The organism is Billgrantia sp. Q4P2, from assembly GCF_052806135.1.
This window is the reverse complement of record NZ_JBRBAI010000004.1, coordinates 26,611-39,297: the sequence shown is the minus strand read 5'-3', so window position 1 is coordinate 39,297 and position 12,687 is coordinate 26,611. Positions and strand designations below refer to the sequence as shown.

Genomic DNA, 12,687 nt, shown 5'->3' with positions numbered 1-12,687 from the left:
GTCCTGAAGATGAAAAGCTAGAGCTAAAGATTGTCTTCCCTCTTCCCTCTCAACTCTCCAGTAGAAACGTCACCGGCCCATCGTTGACCAGCTCGACCTGCATGTTGGCGGCGAACTCGCCGCTTTCGACCCGGGGCCAGGCCGCCCGGGCGCGCTCGAGCAGGTAGTGGAACAGCCGCTCGCCGTCGGCCGGCGGCGCGGCGCTGGAGAAGCTCGGGCGCAGCCCCTTGCGGGTATCGGCCGCCAGGGTGAACTGCGATACGAGTAAGAGCCCGCCCTCGACCTGTTGCAGGTCGAGGTTCATCTTGTCCGCCGCGTCGGCGAAGACCCGATAGTGCAGCAGCTTGTGCAGCAGGCGCTCGGCGGCGGTCTCGTCGTCGCCCTTCTCTACCCCCACCAGCGCCAGCAGGCCGTGATCGATGGCGCCCACCACTCGTTCATCCACCGTTACGCTGGCGCGGCGCACGCGCTGTATCAAGGCCTTCATAGGGTGAGGTTTCCTTTCTGGCTACGAGTTCGCCGAAAGGGTATCACGCCCGGCAGAGGGTGTTACCAGGCGCGGCACAACATGATGTCACAATGCGGCTCGGCGAGTAGCGCCTCGGTGATATGGCTATGGCGACCCAGCTGACCGCGGCTGCTCAGGGCCAACAGGTCGGGAGGCTGGCGCCGCAGCTGAGTCAGCAGTACCTCCAGCGGCTCGCCCTGCTCGAGCACCAGCTCGACTTCCGGCACGCTGTCGAGTTCGCCCATCAGTTGGTCGGTTTCGCGCTCGAGCTGACAGCGCAGTCTTTCCACCTCGCGATCGCGCCAGCGGGCGTAATCGCTGTCGGAGCCCAGCTCGCGTTCGCCGGGAATGTCCCAGGCGTGCAGCAGGGTCAGATTGCCCTCGGGGAAGCGCTTGAGCGTTTCGCGCAGGGTGTTGCGGCTGGCCAGCGAGAAGTCCACCGGTACCAGGATATCCTGCCAGTCGCGGTTGGCCGGCTGGGACACCGACAGCACCGGGCAGGGCGCGCTGCGTAGCACTCGCGCCAAGGTGGTGCCGGCGACCAGGTCGGGTTGGCCGCGCTTGCGGTGGGAACCCAGCACGATCATGTCCACCTCGCGGTCGTGGGCCTCGCGAATGATCTCGGCGTAGGTGGCACCGGCCACCGTCTGCAACATCACGCTCGGCTCCGGCAGCGCATAGTCTTCGCGAATATCCGTCAGGATCGCCTGCATGTCAGCGACGACCGCCTCTTCAAGATCATGCAGCACCCGTCGCGGCAGGTAGGGGTCGAGCACATGAATGACGTCCAGGCGCGCGCCGCTCTCGACGGCCAGGCGAATGGCACGGGCGAAGGCGGCACGATTCTCGGCCGAGAGGTCGCAGGCAAACAGCAGGGTCTGAGTCATTGAAGTCTCTCCGTTGCGGGTGAGCCTGGCAGGACAGACTTCAGCATGGGCGGCACCTGGCAAAGGCGCAAGCGCCGTTTCGCTACCACCACTGGTGGAAATGATGCACGGGACCGTGACCTTGGCCGACGTCGAGCCGGCGGCTCTCGGTCAGCGCCGCCTCGAGCCAGTGCTTGGCCGTGGCGATGGCTTGCGGCAGCGTATCGCCCTGCGCCAGGCGGGTGGCAATGGCCGAGGAGAGCGAGCAGCCGGTGCCATGCAGGTTGGAGGTGTTGATTCGGGTGCCTTCGACCCAGCGCGGGTCGCCGTCGCCTATCAGCAGGTCGGGGCAGCTCTCGTCGCGCAGGTGGCCGCCCTTGAGCAGCACGGCCCCGGCCCCCAGCGCAGTGAGCCCTGGCGCCATGGTCAGCATCTCGCCGCGGCTGGCCGGTACCGGGCTCGCCAGCAGCACCGCCGCCTCGGGCAGGTTGGGTGTGATCAGGTCGGCCAGCGGTACCAGCACCTCGCGTACCGCGGCGATGCCGGCATCGTCGACCAGGATGTCGCCGCTCTTGGCCACCATCACCGGATCGAGCACGACCCAACGGGGGCGCCGTGCATGCAGGGCGTCGCGAATGGTCTCGGCGACTTCGAGGCTGGCCACCATGCCGATCTTCACCGCGTCGATCGTCACGTCGTCGAGCAGGGTGTCGAGCTGCAGGCGGATGAACTCCACCGGCACTGGATGTACGCCGCGTACGCCTCGGGTGTTCTGGGCCGTCAAGGCGGTAACGACGCTGGTACCATAGGCGCCCAGCGCCGAAAAGGTCTTGAGGTCGGCCTGGATGCCTGCGCCGCCGCTGGGGTCGGAGCCGGCAATGGTGAGAACGTTGGGAATGGCGCGGTCGTTCGTCATGGCGTCTCGTCCTGCAAGCGTGTTGGGAGTGCTGAATGCTGAGTCTGTTCCTGGTGGCTTTCGTCAGTGCCACGTTGCTGCCCGGCGGCTCGGAAGTCTGGCTGGCGCGCCAGTGGTGCCTGGGCCAGCCGCTGCTGGCGCTGTGGCTGGTGGCCACCTCCGGCAATACCCTGGGCAGCCTGGTGAACGTCTGGATGGGCCGCTATGCGCGTCGCTTCCAGGACCGGCGCTGGTTTCCCGCTTCGCCACGGGGCCTGGCACGGGCCGAGCGCTGGTATCACCGCTTCGGCGAATGGAGCCTGCTGTTCTCCTGGGCACCGCTGATCGGCGACCCGCTCACCGTGCTGGCCGGTATCTTCCGCCTGCCCTGGTGGCGGGCCATCCTGCTGATCGCCCTGGCCAAGGGGACGCGCTACGCCGTGGTGCTCTATCTCGCCCAGGCATGGCTCGCTCCCCTCTGTCAGTGAATGCGGGGCCAGTGAACACGGGGGCAGTGACCCCGTACCCTACAGCATGGAAGGCAGCCAGGTGGCCAGCCCCGGGAACAGCGCCAGTGCCACCAGCATGCCCAGCTGCATCAGAATGAACGGGATGACACCGCGGTAGATCGCGGAGGTCGGCACCGACTCCGGTGTCACCCCGCGTAGGTAGAACAGCGCAAAGCCGAACGGCGGCGTCAGGAACGAGGTCTGCAGGTTCACTGCGATCATGATGCCCAGCCAGATCGGATCGAGGCCCATCATCAGCAGCACCGGCCCGACGATCGGCACCACCACGAAGGTGATCTCGATGAAGTCTAGGATGAAGCCGAGCAGGAAGATCACCAGCATCACCACTAGGGTGGCGCCGACGACGCCGCCGGGCAAGGCCTCGAACATCTCCTTCACCAGCTCCTCGCCGCCGTAGGCCCGGAACACCAGTGAGAACAGCGCGGCGCCGATCAGGATCAGGAACACCATGCTGGTGACCTTTGTCGTGGTGAATACCACTTCCCGCAGCATCGGCACGTCCAGCCTGCGGTTGGCCAGGGCCAGCAGGAAGGCCCCGGTGGCACCCACCGCCGAGGCCTCGGTGGGCGTGGCGAAGCCGCCAAGGATCGAGCCCAGTACGGCGACGATCAGCAGCACGGGAGGTATCAGCCCCTTGATCAGCAGGGGCAGGATGCTGCCGCTGTGGCCGAGCTCTTGCTTGAGTGCTTCACGGTCGGCGGGCGGAGCGCACTCCGGCTTCAGCCAAGCGATCACCAGCAGGTAGACGATATAGGCCACCACCAGCAGCAGGCCGGGAATCAGGGCGCCGACGAACAGATCGCCCACCGACACGGTCTTGGGGCTCCACACCCCCATGGCCAGCTGGGCGCGCTGGTAGGCATTCGACAGCACGTCGCCGAGCAGTACCAGGGCGATGGAGGGAGGGATGATCTGGCCCAGGGTGCCGGTGGCGCAGATGCTGCCGGTGGCAAGCGAAGGCGAGTAGCCGCGCTTGAGCATCGTTGGCAGCGACAGCAGGCCCATGGTGACCACGGTGGCGCCGACGATGCCGGTGGAGGCGGCCAGCAGCATGCCGACCAGGATCACCGAGATGCCCAGTCCTCCGCGCAGCGAGCCGAACAGCAGCGCCATGGCATCGAGCAGGGTCTCGGCCACCCGCGACTTCTCCAGCAGCACGCCCATCAGTACGAACAGCGGTACCGCCAGCAGCGTCTGGTTGGTCATGATGCCGTAGAGGCGATTGGGCATGGCGCCCAGCATGCGTGCCTCGAAGGGCACCGCCACGCCCATCTGCAGCAGCAGGTGGCCGAGGCCTGCGAACATCAGGGCGGTGCCGGCCAGCGCCAGGGCGACCGGGTAGCCCAGCATCAGCACGGCACAGACGGTGAAGAACAGGAACAGGGGCATGAAATCGAGCAGGGCTTCCACGTCACACCACCTCGTCGTGTTCGGGGGTGTTGCCCGGCGCACGGCCGCGCAGGATCAGTACCTGGCGAATCACCTGTGCCACGCCCTGCACCAGCAACAGTGCCATCATCACCAGGATCAGCGACTTGAGCAGGTAGACCGCAGGAATGCCGCCATCCGGCGAGCGCTCGAGAATCGCCCAACTGCTGCGCACGTAGCCGAAGCTCGAGATGGCGATGAACAGCGTTACCGGAAACAGCAGCAGCAGCGTACCCAGCAGGTCGATCCAGGCGCGGCCACGGGCGGAGAGCTTGCGGTAGAAGATGTCGACGCGGACATGACCGTCATGGCGCAGCGTCCAGGCGGCCCCCAGCATGAACACCATGGCATGCATGTACATGACCGATTCCTGCATGGCCACGCTGTGGAGGCTGAAGACGTAGCGCATCACCACGATGGCGAACTGTACCGCCATCATGAGGACCACCAGCCAGGCGATGGAGCGGCCCACGACTTCGGTAAAGCCGTCGAGCCATGCGAGCAGGACCGGATCGCGGTTCGCAGTTTGCATGGGAAATCTCGTGTCGCAGCGAATCAGGGACCGCATCATCGCCGATTCCACGGCGGGCGTCATCCCTGGGCCTCAACGCCCACCCCGACGGGATGGAACCTCACAGCCCTCGATACGCCGGGTCGGCGCTAGAGGCTCTGGCGTTTGTGCAGCTCCTCGAGCACCTTCAGGCATCTCGATGGCAGTGCCACGTCGACGGCGATCGGCAAGTGATCGGAGAACAGGTGGTCGAGCACGCGCACGTCCTGGGCTTTGAGCGAGCTGGAGATCAGGATGTGGTCCAGTGCCCGACGCGGCTGCCAGGAAGGGTAGCTGAGCAGCGGCCGGACGGGGTGCAGCGGCAGCGAGGCGCAGAAGCGCGTGTGGGTATGCAGCTGGTCCGGCGTGCAGTTGAGATCGCCCATGACCACCACGTGCTGCAGCGGCTGGATGATCTCGCTCAGGTAGTCGAGCTGGCGCACCCGGCCCCGGTGGCTCAACGCCAGGTGGGCGACGAACAGGTGCAGCGCGTCCGGGCCGTCGCCGTAGCGGGCATGGATGGCGCCGCGCCCGGGCAAGGTACCGGGCAGGCGGTGCTCCTCGACCTGGCTCGGGGCGAGTCGCGACAGCAGCCCGTTGCTGTGCTGGGCGAAGCGGCCCAGGTTGCGGTTGAGCTGCTGGTAGTGATGCGGAAAGCCACCGCGCGTGGCCAGGTACTCGACCTGGTTGACGTGGCTGGAGCGAAAGCTGCCACCGTCGACCTCCTGCAGGCCGACGATGTCGAAGCGGCTCAGTACGTTGCTGACCATGTCCAGCCGCCGTGTGCGGTGGGGATGCGGTAGCAGGTGCTGCCAGCTGCGGGTCAGGTAGTGGTGATAGGCCGATGTCTGGATGCCCACCTGCATGTTGAAGGTGAGCAGCTTGAGGTGCCCACCTTCCAGGGTCGGGGTCCTGGCGTCGACCAGGTGCGAATGCTCGACGGACACGGTCAGTCTTCGCGCTCCTGGCGCACGCGTTCGATCAGCGCGTCGGCGATCTGCGGCATGTTCTCGAGGCTGCCGGCACTGCTGGGAGTCACCAGGTAGCGGCCGTCGACGACCAGGGCCGGCACGCCCATCAGGCGCATGGCACGCATACGCGCATGGGCCTTGTTGACCTGTGCCTTGACGGAGAAGGCATCCAGCGCCTGGCGGGCTTCCTCTTCACTGACGTCGTACTGGCTGAGGAAGCGGGCGATGCTGTCGGCGTCGTTGAGCCGCTGCCCCTCCTCATGGATGGCATGGAAGATGTCGGCGTGGGCTTCCTCGCGAATGCCCAGCTCCTCGGCGGCATAGAAGACCATTGCATGGGTGTTCCAGTCGCCGCCCATGGTGGCTGGCATGTGCACCACCTCGACGTCTTCGCCCAGGGTCTCGTACCAGTCGGTGACGCTGCTCTGCAGGTTGTAGCAATGCGGGCAGCCATACCAGAACACCTCGGTCACCTCGACCTGGCCCTCCCCGGCGCGGGTCTCGATGGGCTCGGGCAGCTTCTCGTAGTGTTGTCCCTCGACCAGGTTGTCGGCGGCGGCCAGCGTCGCCAGGCCCAGGCCGGCGATGGCAAAGGCGGCTGACTGGAGGATACGGAAGGGCTTGAACATGGACTCGGACTCCTTGGAAGTTCGCCGTGAAGCGGCGGCTGACCATCTTGGCGCTTGCGTCGATCACTTTGAGCGCTGGTGCCGCTCACGGTTCCCGATCGATGGCGATTGCAAAGACGGCGAAGGCGGCTCGTGGCCGCCTTCGTGCCGGCCGTGGGCCGGCAATTGCCAGTCGGCGGGCGCTCAGTGCAGGCCGTGAATGTAATTGGCCACGGCTTGCATGTCGGCATCGCTCATCTTGGCGGCGATGTCGCCCATCATGTTGCCCGGGTCGTTGGTCCGCTCGCCGGAGGCGAAATCCTGCAGCGTAGCGACGAGGTACTGGGGCAACTGGCCGGAGAGTGCCGGGTAGACGGCGGTGTTGATACCGGCAGCGGTGGGGCCGTGGCAGGCCGCACAGGCGGGGATGCCCTTGGCCATGTCGCCGGCACGGTAGAGTTCCTGGCCGCGCATCAGCGCTTCCTCGTCCGGGTCGGCCTGCCCGATGTTGGCATCCTGCTGGGCATAGTAGGCGGCGACGTCCCAGGCGTCCTCGTCGGAGAAGTCATCGACCTGGCCGACCATCTCCGGCACCAGCCGGTTGCCGTCGCGGATGTCGATGATCTGCTTGGCCAGATAGGTCATCTGCTGGCCGGCGAGATGTGGGAAGGAGGGTGCAGAACTGATGCCGTTCTGGCCATGGCAGGCCGCACAGCTTTGGGCTTTCTCGCGACCAGCGGCAGCGTCGGCGTCTGCTTCCAGGTCGGCGTGAGCGACGCCAACGGCGCCGAGGGTTATTGCCAGGCTTGCCAGTAACTTTCTCATCGCTGTTTCACTATGCCGTTATGGATTGTACCGGTACGCATCCTGGGAGCTGACCCGCCTCGCCGGATTCCAGGCCGGCCTTGCCTTGTACGGAGCGCCGCTCGGGGCGGTCGCTGCCGGCAAGAGCACGATGCTACACTAGCGCGCCCAGGTCGCAGAAAAAAGACACCGCATTATAACGAAACAAGCCGGCATCGGAAATGGAGGGCGAGAACCCGACGGTGCCCTCTCGATATTACCGGCAGGAAGTTGAGGCCATGACCCGATTGAATTACCAGACCGCGCGCTTCCTGACCAGCGCTCCCACGCTTGCCCAGTGCCCATTCGACGACGGCGCCGAAGTGGCTTTTGCCGGTCGCTCCAATGCCGGAAAATCCAGTGCGATCAATACGCTGACCCGGCAGAAGGCGCTGGCGCGCACCTCGCGCACGCCGGGGCGTACGCAGCTGATCAACTTCTTCACCCTGGGCGATGACGCTACTCGCCGCCTCGTCGACCTGCCCGGCTACGGCTATGCCAAGGTGCCGGAATCGGTCAAGCTCGAATGGCAGCGCCACCTGGCCGAGTACCTGCAAGGGCGGGGTTCCCTGCGCGGCCTGGTGCTGGTCATGGACGTGCGCCATCCGCTCACCGAATTCGACCAGACCCTGCTGGGCTGGGCCGACGATCAGGACATGCCGGTGCACATCCTGCTGACCAAGGCCGACAAGCTGAAGTCCGGCGCGGCCAAGAACGCCCTGCAGCAGGTGCGCAGTCGCCTGCGTGAGTGGGAAGACCTGGTGTCCGTCCAACTGTTTTCGTCGCTCAAGCGCGAAGGTGTCGACGAGGCCTGTGCCCGGCTGGACGGCTGGCTGGCCGACTCCGACGGAGTGTAGCGATCCCCTCGAGCCCTAATGGCTCACATCATGGCGGCGCTTTCTGGCCCAGCCTGCGCAGCAGCGCGGGCAGCTCGCGGACGTGATCGAGGCGGTGAATGCCGGGCGGCAGGGGCAGGTCGTCGACATGCGGTGAGATCCAGGCCACCCGCATGCCCAGGCGCCGCGCCGGTTCGACATCCTCGCGCCAGGAGTCGCCCACGTGCAGTGCGCGAGCGGGTGACGCGCCCAGCCGCGCCAGCGCCGCCAGGAAGGGGCGTGGGTCGGGCTTGGGGGCGAATATCTCGCCCGCGGCGATGGCCACCGGGAAGTGCCGGCCGAGCGCCAGGCGCTGTACGTCCACGTTGCCGTTGGTGATGCTGGCCAGGCGATAGTGCCGGCCGAGCTCCGTCAGCAGCGCTTCGACCTCCGGGTGCGGCGCAACCCGGTGACGCAGCTCCATGAAGCGTGCCATCGCCGCCCTGGCCCAGCGCTCCGCCGTGGCCGGGTCGAGACCGTACTCTCGCAACATCTCTCGCAGTGCCTGCTCGCGCAGCCAGGTGAAGTCGCCGCGGCGCAACGGATGGGCGCTGGCCAGCGCGCGGCGGCGGCGTTCGAAGCAGTCCAGCGGGAACTGCTCGACAAAGCGCTGCGAGAAGGAGCGCCCGTCCTGTGACAACCACTCGTGCAGGGCCTCGTCGAGCCAGGCGTAGTGGCCGGTTTCGGTGGCGACCATGACGCCATGGTTGTCCCACAGGGTGTCGTCGAGGTCGAAGGTGATGGCCTGGAGAGGCAGTGATTCAGTCATGATCATGCATCGGAAGATTCGTCGTTGCGCCGCCGAGCGCGAGGATGGGCGGCATCGTAGCTGGCCGCCAGATGCTGCCAGTCGAGCTTGGTATAGACCTGGGTGGTAGAGAGGTTGGCATGCCCCAGCAGCTCCTGCACGGCGCGCAGGTCCTGGCTCGATTCCAGCAGGTGGCTGGCGAAGGAGTGGCGCAATCGGTGCGGGTGCAGGTGCTCGGGCAGGCCTCGCCGACGGGCCACTTCGGTCATGCGCTTCTGGATGGCGCGATGGCCGAGCCGCTGGCCACGGTTGCCGACGAACAACGCCATCTGCCCGGGGGCGGCCAGCGCCGAGCGACACGCCAGCCAGGCGTCGAGCGCGCGCCGGGCGCTGCGCCCCACCGGTACCTGGCGCGGCTTGCTGCCCTTGCCGAGGACCCGCACGCGACGGCTGTCGAGGTCGCCGAGGTCGAGGCCGGCCAGCTCTGCCAGGCGCAGGCCGCTGGAGTAGAACAGCTCCAGCATGGCCTGGTCGCGCAATGCCAGCGGCGAGCCGTCATGAGGGGTGTCGAGCAGCTGGGCGAGCTGGTCCACGTCCAGTGGCTTGGGCAGGTGGGCGGGCTGGCGCGGCGTCGGCACCAGCTCGGCTGGGTTGTGTCCGAGAGCGCCCACCTTGACCAGGAAAGTGCCGAAGTGCGAAATGGCCGCGCGCCGTCGCGCCAGGCTGCGTGGCGCCAGGCCGCGGCTGCGCTCGGCGCCGAGAAAACGGCGTACCAGGCCCACGTCCAGTTGGCCACCGTCGACGACGTCGCGGGTCTCCAGGAATTCCGCCAGCGCCTCGAGGTCATGGCGATAGGCACTCAGTGTGGCGGGGCTGGCAGTCGTCGACAGCGCCGCCAGGCAGGTTTCCAACTGCTGGCGCAGAGGGGTGTCAGCCATGCTTCGGCGGAGTCGTATGGGTTGGCGGCGCGTGGCGCAGCAGCAAGCGTGCCAGCACGTCGCCCAAGTACTCGGTGAACAGCGTGTCCATGCTGGCGCGGAAGTGGTCGGGGTCGGGGCTGGCCAGCACCAGGTACCCCATCGGCTCACCCAGGGTCAGCCGGGCCAGGGCGCAGGAGCCGGCCTGGCGCGGTGGCCGCACGTGGGGCAGCAGGCGCCCCCAGTCGGTGGGTGTGAGCCGGGTGCAGCGGCTGGTGCGCCCGTCGAGCAGCGCGGCCAGGCGTACCCCGGCATGCTCGTCTAACACGTGGCGCGGCGGCTGTGGCGGCAGCGGCTCGTGGTCGGTGAAGTGGGCCGGGCACCACAGCGCCACGGCCGGGATCTGGAAGTGTTCGGCCATCTGGGTGGCCAGCGCCTGACCCAGGGCGTCGGCATCCTCGGCTTCCAGCAACGCCAGTACCAGCTCGCGGGTGCGGCGATACTGCACCTCGTTGTGGCGCGCCGATTCCAATAGCTGCTCGAGCCGCCACTCGGCCTGCTCCGCGCGGCGGCGCAGGTCATGCACCAGGCGCTCCAGCAGCGAGGTCGTGCCATGCGCCTCGGGGTGGGGCACCTTGAGCTGCTGCAGCAGTCCTTCACGGCCGACGAAGAAGTCCGGATGCCGGGCGAGCCATTCGGCTACCCGGTCCGGATCGAGGGTCTTGCGCGGTTCGGGGACGGCTCGGGTCATGCGTGGCTCCTTCGGTTCGGGTGGTCCCGGCAAGTCAGGTCAGGGCGATGCGTCCCTCGAAGACGCGTTCGGCGGGGCCGGTCATGAGCAGTGGGGCATCGCCACCGGGCCATTCGATGCGCAGGTCGCCGCCGCGCAGGTGCACCGTGACGGGGCTCTCCAGCAGGCCCTGGCGCATGCCGCTGGCGACTGCCGCACAGGCGCCAGTACCGCAGGCGAGGGTCTCGCCGCTGCCGCGTTCGAACACGCGTAGGCGGATCTCGTGTGGCGAGACCACCTGCATGAAGCCCACGTTGACCCGTCGCGGAAAGCACGGATGGTGCTCGATCATGGGGCCAAGGCGCTCGACCGGAGCCGTATCGACATCGTCGACCCGTAGCACCGCGTGGGGGTTGCCCATCGAGACGGCTCCGAACTCCAGCGTTTCGCCGTCCACCTCGAGTCGATGCAACGGGCGATCCTCGGCGGCATCGAAGGGCAGCGTCTCCGGCGCGAAGCGCGGGCTGCCCATGTCCACCGTCACCTGGCCGTCATCCTGTACTGCCAGCGTCAGTGGCCCGCCTGCGGTTTCCACGTGGATCTCGCGCTTGTGGGTCAGGCGTTGGTCGCGCACGAAGCGGGCGAAGCAGCGAGCGCCGTTGCCGCAGTTCTCCACCTCGCTGCCGTCGGCATTGTAGATGCGGTAGCGAAAATCCATGTCGGGGTCGCGTGGCGGTTCGACGAGCAGCAGCTGGTCGAAGCCCACGCCGAAACGGCGGTCGGCGAGCTGGCGAATCTGCTCGTCACGCAGGCGCGCCCGCTGGGTGACCAGGTCGACCACCATGAAGTCATTGCCCAGGCCATGCATCTTGGTGAAGTGCAGCAGCATCAGCGGTGCTCTCCGTCCTGTGCCGCCGCCGGTTCGGGCAGCAGCGACTCGCCGGCCCACAGGTCTTCGATCGACTCGCGTCGTCGTACGATGTGGTAGCTGTCGTTGTCGACCATGACCTCGGCGGGGCGCGGCCGGCTGTTGTAGTTGGAGGCCATGACGAAACCGTAGGCGCCGGCGGAGCGCACCGCCAGCAAGTCCCCGGCGCCGATCGCCAGCTCGCGGTCCTTGCCCAGGAAGTCGCCGGTTTCGCAGACCGGGCCGACCACGTCATAGGTGGCGCTCTCGCGCACATGGCGGGTATCGACCGGGATGATCGCCTGCCAGGCTTGGTACAGTGCCGGCCGGATCAGGTCGTTCATGCCGGCATCGACGATGGCGAAATTCTTCGTCTCGCCGGGCTTGAGGAACTCGACCCGGGTCAGCAGCACACCCGCATTGGCGGCAATCGAGCGACCCGGTTCGAACAGCAGGGTCAGGCCGGTGCCGTGCTCCCACTGGGCCAGGCGCTCGAGCAGCGAGGCGGCATAGTCGAAGGGTTGCGGCGGGCGCTCGCCGCGGTAGGGCACGCCGAGCCCGCCGCCGAGGTCCAGATGTTCGACCGTGATGCCGCGCTCGCGCAGACGCTCGAGCAGTACCAGCAGGCGATCCAGGGCGTCGAGGAAGGGTGCCAGCTCGGTGAGCTGCGAGCCGATATGGCAATCCAGGCCGACGATCTTCACGCCCGGCAGGCGTGCGGCCAGCTCGTAGACGGCCAGCGCCTCATCCACCGGGATGCCGAACTTGTTGTCCTTCAGCCCAGTGGAGATGTAGGGATGGGTGCCGGCGTCGACGTCCGGATTGACCCGCAGCGACACTGGCGCCACCTTGCCCAGCCGCTCGGCCACGGCGCTGAGGCGTTCGAGTTCGGGACGCGACTCGACGTTGAAGCACTTGATGCCGACCTCGAGCGCCCGGGCCATCTCGGCCTCCTGCTTGGCCACGCCGGAGAACACCACCTTGGCCGGGTCGCCGCCGGCAGCCAGCACGCGCTCGAGTTCGCCCATCGATACGATGTCGAAGCCGGCGCCCAGGCGTGCCAGCAGGCCCAGCACCGCCAGGTTGGAGTTGGCCTTCACCGCGTAGCAGATCAGGTGCGGGTGGCTGCCCAGCGCTTCGGTATAGGCGCGGAAGTGGCGCGTCAGGGTCGCCTTGGAGTAGACGTAGCAGGGCGTGCCGATCTCTTCGGCCACCTGGGTCAACGGGACTTCCTCGCCGTAGAGAACGCCGTCGCGATATTCGAAGTGATCCATGATTCAGTCCGTGTCCTCGTCGTCGGCGTCGTTCTGC

Annotated in this window: 15 protein-coding genes; 2 read left to right on the top strand and 13 right to left on the bottom strand. The window is 67.2% G+C overall.

The window, feature by feature from the left end; all coding sequences use genetic code 11:
* Positions 1-49: 49 nt before the first annotated feature.
* From dtd to thiD, 3 genes are all read right to left on the bottom strand, one after another.
* Entirely contained in the window at positions 50-487 is a 438-nt protein-coding gene (dtd, locus tag ACUY1T_RS08085; protein WP_446021695.1) for a D-aminoacyl-tRNA deacylase, read from the bottom strand.
* A gap of 62 nt (positions 488-549) precedes the next feature.
* Entirely contained in the window at positions 550-1,395 is an 846-nt protein-coding gene (locus ACUY1T_RS08080; RefSeq protein WP_446021693.1) for a universal stress protein, read from the bottom strand.
* An 82-nt stretch (positions 1,396-1,477) separates the two neighbouring features.
* Entirely contained in the window at positions 1,478-2,290 is an 813-nt protein-coding gene (thiD, locus tag ACUY1T_RS08075; RefSeq protein ID WP_446021691.1) for a bifunctional hydroxymethylpyrimidine kinase/phosphomethylpyrimidine kinase, read from the bottom strand.
* 35 nt (positions 2,291-2,325) lie between these two features.
* Between thiD and ACUY1T_RS08070 the strand changes: the two genes are divergently transcribed.
* Positions 2,326-2,757, top strand: coding sequence for a YqaA family protein (locus ACUY1T_RS08070; protein ID WP_446021689.1), 432 nt, complete (start codon positions 2,326-2,328; stop codon positions 2,755-2,757).
* Positions 2,758-2,796: 39 nt separating this feature from the next.
* Here the strand turns inward: ACUY1T_RS08070 and ACUY1T_RS08065 are convergent, their stop codons facing one another.
* From ACUY1T_RS08065 to ACUY1T_RS08045, 5 genes are all read right to left on the bottom strand, one after another.
* A complete protein-coding gene (locus ACUY1T_RS08065; protein ID WP_446022432.1) occupies positions 2,797-4,200 on the bottom strand; it encodes a TRAP transporter large permease in 1,404 nt (467 codons plus the stop codon).
* 10 nt (positions 4,201-4,210) lie between these two features.
* Positions 4,211-4,759 carry a TRAP transporter small permease subunit gene (locus tag ACUY1T_RS08060; protein WP_446021687.1) on the bottom strand — a complete coding sequence of 183 codons (549 nt, stop codon included), beginning with the start codon at positions 4,757-4,759 and terminating at the stop codon, positions 4,211-4,213.
* A 128-nt stretch (positions 4,760-4,887) separates the two neighbouring features.
* Positions 4,888-5,643, bottom strand: a complete 756-nt coding sequence (locus tag ACUY1T_RS08055) for an endonuclease/exonuclease/phosphatase family protein (protein WP_446022430.1) — start codon at positions 5,641-5,643, stop codon at positions 4,888-4,890.
* Positions 5,644-5,726: 83 nt separating this feature from the next.
* Complete coding sequence (locus ACUY1T_RS08050; RefSeq protein WP_446021685.1) at positions 5,727-6,377, bottom strand: thiol:disulfide interchange protein DsbA/DsbL; 651 nt, start codon at positions 6,375-6,377, stop codon at positions 5,727-5,729.
* Between the two features lie 183 nt (positions 6,378-6,560).
* A complete protein-coding gene (locus ACUY1T_RS08045) occupies positions 6,561-7,181 on the bottom strand; it encodes a c-type cytochrome (protein ID WP_446021684.1) in 621 nt (206 codons plus the stop codon).
* A 257-nt stretch (positions 7,182-7,438) separates the two neighbouring features.
* On the opposite strand from ACUY1T_RS08045, the gene yihA reads away from it, so the two are divergent.
* Positions 7,439-8,056 (top strand): ribosome biogenesis GTP-binding protein YihA/YsxC, encoded by a 618-nt coding sequence (yihA, locus tag ACUY1T_RS08040; RefSeq protein WP_446021682.1) that lies wholly within the window; start codon positions 7,439-7,441, stop codon positions 8,054-8,056.
* Between the two features lie 28 nt (positions 8,057-8,084).
* Here yihA and ACUY1T_RS08035 read toward each other — a convergent pair whose 3' ends face one another.
* Genes ACUY1T_RS08035 through lysA form a run of 5 tightly spaced genes read right to left on the bottom strand, consistent with a single transcriptional unit; the run spans position 8,085 to position 12,650 of the window.
* Positions 8,085-8,843: an HAD family hydrolase gene (locus ACUY1T_RS08035; RefSeq protein ID WP_446021680.1), complete on the bottom strand. Its 759-nt coding sequence runs from the start codon at positions 8,841-8,843 to the stop codon at positions 8,085-8,087.
* Positions 8,844-8,845: 2 nt separating this feature from the next.
* Positions 8,846-9,760 (bottom strand): tyrosine recombinase XerC, encoded by a 915-nt coding sequence (locus ACUY1T_RS08030; RefSeq protein WP_446021678.1) that lies wholly within the window; start codon positions 9,758-9,760, stop codon positions 8,846-8,848.
* Entirely contained in the window at positions 9,753-10,490 is a 738-nt protein-coding gene (locus ACUY1T_RS08025) for a DUF484 family protein (protein WP_446021676.1), read from the bottom strand. The genes ACUY1T_RS08030 and ACUY1T_RS08025 overlap by 8 nt, the downstream gene beginning before the upstream one ends.
* Positions 10,491-10,524: 34 nt before the next feature.
* Positions 10,525-11,358, bottom strand: a complete 834-nt coding sequence (gene dapF, locus ACUY1T_RS08020) for a diaminopimelate epimerase (protein WP_446021674.1) — start codon at positions 11,356-11,358, stop codon at positions 10,525-10,527.
* Positions 11,358-12,650 (bottom strand): diaminopimelate decarboxylase, encoded by a 1,293-nt coding sequence (gene lysA, locus ACUY1T_RS08015; protein ID WP_446021672.1) that lies wholly within the window; start codon positions 12,648-12,650, stop codon positions 11,358-11,360. Before lysA ends, dapF begins: the two co-directional genes overlap by 1 nt.
* Positions 12,651-12,687 lie beyond the last annotated feature (37 nt).

Excerpts from the sequence above, each read along its gene's own strand:
- ACUY1T_RS08035 (WP_446021680.1), bottom strand. The coding sequence starts at position 8,843 with ATGACTGAATCACTGCCTCTCCAGGCCATCACCTTCGACCTCGACGAC.
- ACUY1T_RS08050 (WP_446021685.1), bottom strand. The coding sequence starts at position 6,377 with ATGTTCAAGCCCTTCCGTATCCTCCAGTCAGCCGCCTTTGCCATCGCC.
- ACUY1T_RS08025 (WP_446021676.1), bottom strand. The coding sequence starts at position 10,490 with ATGACCCGAGCCGTCCCCGAACCGCGCAAGACCCTCGATCCGGACCGG.
- thiD (WP_446021691.1), bottom strand. The coding sequence starts at position 2,290 with ATGACGAACGACCGCGCCATTCCCAACGTTCTCACCATTGCCGGCTCC.
- yihA (WP_446021682.1), top strand. The coding sequence starts at position 7,439 with ATGACCCGATTGAATTACCAGACCGCGCGCTTCCTGACCAGCGCTCCC.
- ACUY1T_RS08060 (WP_446021687.1), bottom strand. The coding sequence starts at position 4,759 with ATGCAAACTGCGAACCGCGATCCGGTCCTGCTCGCATGGCTCGACGGC.
- ACUY1T_RS08045 (WP_446021684.1), bottom strand. The coding sequence starts at position 7,181 with ATGAGAAAGTTACTGGCAAGCCTGGCAATAACCCTCGGCGCCGTTGGC.
- lysA (WP_446021672.1), bottom strand. The coding sequence starts at position 12,650 with ATGGATCACTTCGAATATCGCGACGGCGTTCTCTACGGCGAGGAAGTC.
- ACUY1T_RS08070 (WP_446021689.1), top strand. The coding sequence starts at position 2,326 with ATGCTGAGTCTGTTCCTGGTGGCTTTCGTCAGTGCCACGTTGCTGCCC.
- ACUY1T_RS08055 (WP_446022430.1), bottom strand. The coding sequence starts at position 5,643 with ATGCAGGTGGGCATCCAGACATCGGCCTATCACCACTACCTGACCCGC.
- dtd (WP_446021695.1), bottom strand. The coding sequence starts at position 487 with ATGAAGGCCTTGATACAGCGCGTGCGCCGCGCCAGCGTAACGGTGGAT.
- ACUY1T_RS08030 (WP_446021678.1), bottom strand. The coding sequence starts at position 9,760 with ATGGCTGACACCCCTCTGCGCCAGCAGTTGGAAACCTGCCTGGCGGCG.
- dapF (WP_446021674.1), bottom strand. The coding sequence starts at position 11,358 with ATGCTGCTGCACTTCACCAAGATGCATGGCCTGGGCAATGACTTCATG.
- ACUY1T_RS08080 (WP_446021693.1), bottom strand. The coding sequence starts at position 1,395 with ATGACTCAGACCCTGCTGTTTGCCTGCGACCTCTCGGCCGAGAATCGT.